Origin of the sequence: Geminicoccus flavidas (assembly GCF_009806515.1) — a bacterium.
Classification (GTDB): Bacteria; Pseudomonadota; Alphaproteobacteria; order Geminicoccales; family Geminicoccaceae; genus Geminicoccus; species Geminicoccus flavidus.
Map to the genome: position 1 here is coordinate 1 of NZ_WUJP01000103.1, position 3,990 is coordinate 3,990.

Sequence of the window (3,990 nt, forward strand, 5' to 3'; positions counted from 1 at the left end):
GCAGTCATTCCTCTGGAAGCATCCGGCTTCTTCTCCTGGCGTCCGGGGCAAGCTGTTCCCTACCTGTCGCACCATTTCCATGGAGCATCGTCATGTCCTGCAATTTGCAGTCCGTCCGTGCCTCGGGCATTGCCCTGGCAGGCCTGGCCCTTCTCGCCACCGCCATGGCCACGCCTGCCGCGCATGCCGACAGTGCCACCCAGTTCAAGATGGTCCGATCGCAGAACCTGCCGAAGAACTGCGCGCCCCATGCGGTGGCCCATGTCTCGATCAAGTCGCTGGGCTTTGCGGAACAGATGACGATCACTGCCGCCGGCCTGCCGCCACGCGCCACGTTCGACGCCTTCGTCATCCAGGTCCCGAACTTCCCGTTTGGGGTGTCCTGGTATGTCGGCGACCTGGAGACCAACTGGAAGGGCGTGGCGAAGAAGACCTTCGTCAGCCGGTTCAGCCGCGAAACCTTCGCCGTGGCACCCAATGTCGCGCCGGCACCGAAGGTCGACAAGGCCGACGCAGCCAAGAACCCGGCGTTCAAGCCCATCCACACGCTGCATCTCGGCATCTGGTTCGACTCGCCCAAGGATGCGCAGAAGGCCGGCTGCCCGAACATCGTCACGCCGTTCAACGGCGAGCATGACGCAGGCCCGCAGATCCTAAGCACCCGCACCTTCGCGGATGACAAGGGTCCGCTCGGCCGCATCGACTAGGGACCGACGGACTGATCCGTCTCGAGTGGCCCGGGAGCATCGACGCGCTCCCGGGCCCGCGGCGCTTCCGGCTCCAACACCTCGACCGGGGTGTTGACCCCGCGCAGCCGGAAGGCACCGATCCGGCGCAGCGGCCGCTCACAATGAGCGGCGAAGGCACCCGAGAGGAGCAGTGCCCGCCCGAGCCGGCCGCACAGCTTCTCCAGCCGGCTGGCCTCGTTGACGGCCGGCCCGATCGCCGTGAAGTCGAGCCGGCGCGCGGCACCGACATTGCCGTACACCACCTCGCCATGGTGGAGCACGACGCCCAACCCGAGCTGCGGCAGCCCCGCTTGGCACCGTGCGCGGTTCAGGGTGGTGGTGGCGGCGAGCATGGCCTCGGCCGCTGCCAGGGCACGCGCGCATGCGGCGGATTCCGTGCCGTCGTCATCGGCCGTGAACACGGCGAGCAGGCCGTCGCCGGTGAACTTCAGGATCTCCCCGCCCGCAGCATCGATCGGTGCTCCCATCGCCTCCAGATGCTCGTTCAGCCAGCCCACCACCTTCATCGGGTCCGCCTGCGCGGACAGGGCGGTGAAGCCGCGCAGGTCGGCCAGGAGGATGGCGGCAGTGATCCGCCGGCCGGTGCCGCGCATGATCTCGCCGGCTAGAACCCGGCCAGCAGTGCGAGGGCCCAGATAGACAGACAGCACGTCGGCAAGCGTGGCTTCCAAGGCGAACCGGTGACAGGCCAGGCCCAGCGCCGGCAGCATCCGGTCCATCCGCCGGATCTCGGTCAGGGTGAACCCGCCCGGCCGGTCGGTGGCAATGCTGAGCGCGATGCCCGGCAGTGCTACCTGGCCGGCAAAGCCCACGATCCGCATCAGATAATCGGTGCCGCCGGCAGCGCGCAGCTCGGCCAGGAGCGGGAAGCGGGCGCAGCCCTCCCCCGCCTCGATCCGCCAGCGGGCAGCCGGCAGGCCGTTGTCCAGCACATGGGCGATCGGGCTGCGCTCGTAGGCCGGCCGGTCGGCCAGCCCGAAGCGCACCGGCTCGCCTACGCCCTTGTCCCGGTGCCAGTAGAGCGAGCTCGCGGTCACGATCGGGTCGATCGCGCGCATGCTGAGGCTGGTCCGCCAGACCGGCAGGCCGATCTGAAGCAGATGCTCGCACAGCGCGCTGAACAGCGCTGCCAGCGACCCGCCCTCGGCCGCCTGCCGGATGATCAGGTCGACCAGCCCGTCATCCGGGCCACGCTCTGCCGGCTCCAATGTGTGCCACCCCTGCCGCCACCCCTTGCGAGCGGCCAATGCTAATCCGGGACGGCCGGGCCGTCGCCCGGATGAAGCGACGGCCCCCCTTAATGGTCGGGGATGTTCTCGCGGAACACCGCCTGCATCCGCACCATGTAACTCCGGAAGGCGAGGTCGCCCGCGGCCGCGGCCAGCAGGCGCTGGACGGCCTCGCGCGCCTCGACCCGCGGGTTCTGGTCGATCGCCGCGTCCATCGTGCCCGACAGGAGGAACCGCCTGGTGTGCTCAGTCACCTCATGGCCGATGAACAGCACCGAGCGCGCCCGCCCTGCTTCCTCGAGCGCCCGCGCGATTCCCCGGTTGCCCGCACCGATATTGTAGATGCCCGCGAGATCAGGGGTGCGGGCCAGCAGCTCCCGCGCCTCCTCGTAGGTCCGCTCGAAATCGTCTCGGCTCTCGGTGCGCGCCACGATCTCGATGCCGCGGAACTCCTCGGCCAGGACGTGGCGAAAGCCCATCTCCCGCTCCTCGTGGCCGCGATAGGCGAGCGAGCCTGCGAACAGCGCCACCCGACCCGGCCGGCTGCCATGGAGCCGCGCCAGCAGGTAGCCGGCCAGCCGCCCGGCCGCCCGGTTGTCGATCCCGACATAGCCCGCCCGCGGCACGTGGCTGATGTCGGACACCAGCGTCACCACCGGCACGCCCGCAGCACCCAGGGACCGCACCGCCTCGCGCACCACCGGGTGGTCCAGACCAATCAGGCCCACGCCCTGGCTGGTGCCAGCCAGTTCCTCCAGCCTGGCGGCCAACGCGTCGGAATCGAAGCCGTCGATCCGGTGCAGCCGCGCCCGCACCCCGGCCCGGCCCCCGGCATCGGCCTCGATCAGCGCGGCGAGGTTGGCGATGAAGGTGTTGGGCCCGCCGGGCAGGACGAAGTCGAGCTGGATGTTGCCAGCCTCGGGCCTGGCAGGGGCGGTGCCGCCATCACCCAGATAGCCCAGCCGCTCGGCCGCCCCCAGGACCCGCGCCCTGGTGCGGGCCCGCACGCCCGGACGCTCGTTGAGCACCCGGTCGACCGTGGCGGTGGACACCCCGGCCTCGCGGGCCACATCGGCGAGGGTCGTCCCGGCGACCCGCAGACTGGTGGACATGGAAGCTGCTCAGCCGCCCTGGACGAGGATGAAAACCACCATGCCGAACCTCTCCCACCACCCATGGACCCGCTTTGATGAAAGACATCAAAACACATCATTATCGGTCCCGCTAGCCATGATGACAGGTATGAACGCTAGCCAGCGGCGCCGCACTGCACCTCATTAGAGGCATCATGATCAAATCTGCGTCATTTTGATTGACATTGGCCATTCGCTTCATCATTTCGCTGGATGCGAAGAGCGCAGATGAGACGCTCCGCTTCGGGTCGTGCCTTGCACCGACCCGCCATGGGGGAGGCAGGGATGAATGGGAGCATGGGGTTCGCGCCGGACGTCACCGTGCGCAGCCGCGGGTTCACGATCGGGGCGGTCGGCGCCGGCATGATCATGGCCGAGTGCCATCTGGCGGCCTATCGCGAGGCCGGCTTCCGGGTGGGGGCGATCGCGTCGCGCACGCCCGTCAACGCGCAGAAGGTGGCGGAGCGCTGGGGCATCCCCACGGTCCACGCCACGCCGGAGGAGCTGATCGCCAACCCGAGCGTCGAGATCCTCGACCTGGCCTTCCCGCCCGACCAGCAGCCCGCGCTGATCCGCCTGGCCCTGCAACAGCCGCACATCAAGGGCATCCTGGCGCAGAAGCCGCTGGCCCTGTCGATCGACGAGGCCCGGGCGTTGCGCGACGAGGCGGCAGCGGCCGGCAAGGTCCTCTCGGTCAACCAGAACATGCGCTACGACCAGTCGATGCGCGTCCTCAAGCAGATCCTGGAGCGGGGGGAACTAGGCCAGCCGGTGATCGCCACCATCGAGATGCGGGCGATTCCGCACTGGCAGACCTTCCTCGCGGGCTATGACCGCCTGACCCTGTCCAACATGAGCGTCCATCACCTAGACGTGCTG

General features: G+C 69.0%; 4 protein-coding genes. 2 read left to right on the forward strand and 2 right to left on the reverse strand.

Features of this window, described 5'->3' with window-relative positions:
- The first annotated feature begins 92 nt into the window (after nt 1-92).
- Nucleotides 93-707 carry a hypothetical protein gene (locus tag EQG76_RS02815; protein ID WP_200840510.1) on the forward strand — a complete coding sequence of 205 codons (615 nt, stop codon included), beginning with the start codon at nt 93-95 and terminating at the stop codon, nt 705-707.
- Here the strand turns inward: EQG76_RS02815 and EQG76_RS02820 are convergent.
- Both EQG76_RS02820 and EQG76_RS02825 read right to left on the reverse strand, forming a co-directional pair.
- Nucleotides 704-1,957 (reverse strand): adenylate/guanylate cyclase domain-containing protein, encoded by a 1,254-nt coding sequence (locus EQG76_RS02820; RefSeq protein WP_159710432.1) that lies wholly within the window; start codon nt 1,955-1,957, stop codon nt 704-706. The genes EQG76_RS02815 and EQG76_RS02820 overlap by 4 nt on opposite strands.
- Before the next feature lie 89 nt (nt 1,958-2,046).
- On the reverse strand, nt 2,047-3,090 hold the full coding sequence (locus EQG76_RS02825) for a LacI family DNA-binding transcriptional regulator (protein WP_159710434.1): 1,044 nt from the start codon (nt 3,088-3,090) through the stop codon (nt 2,047-2,049).
- Between the two features lie 306 nt (nt 3,091-3,396).
- Here EQG76_RS02825 and EQG76_RS02830 point away from each other — a divergent pair.
- Nucleotides 3,397-3,990: Gfo/Idh/MocA family protein (locus EQG76_RS02830; protein WP_159710436.1), on the forward strand; the 594-nt coding region annotated here is incomplete at its 3' end.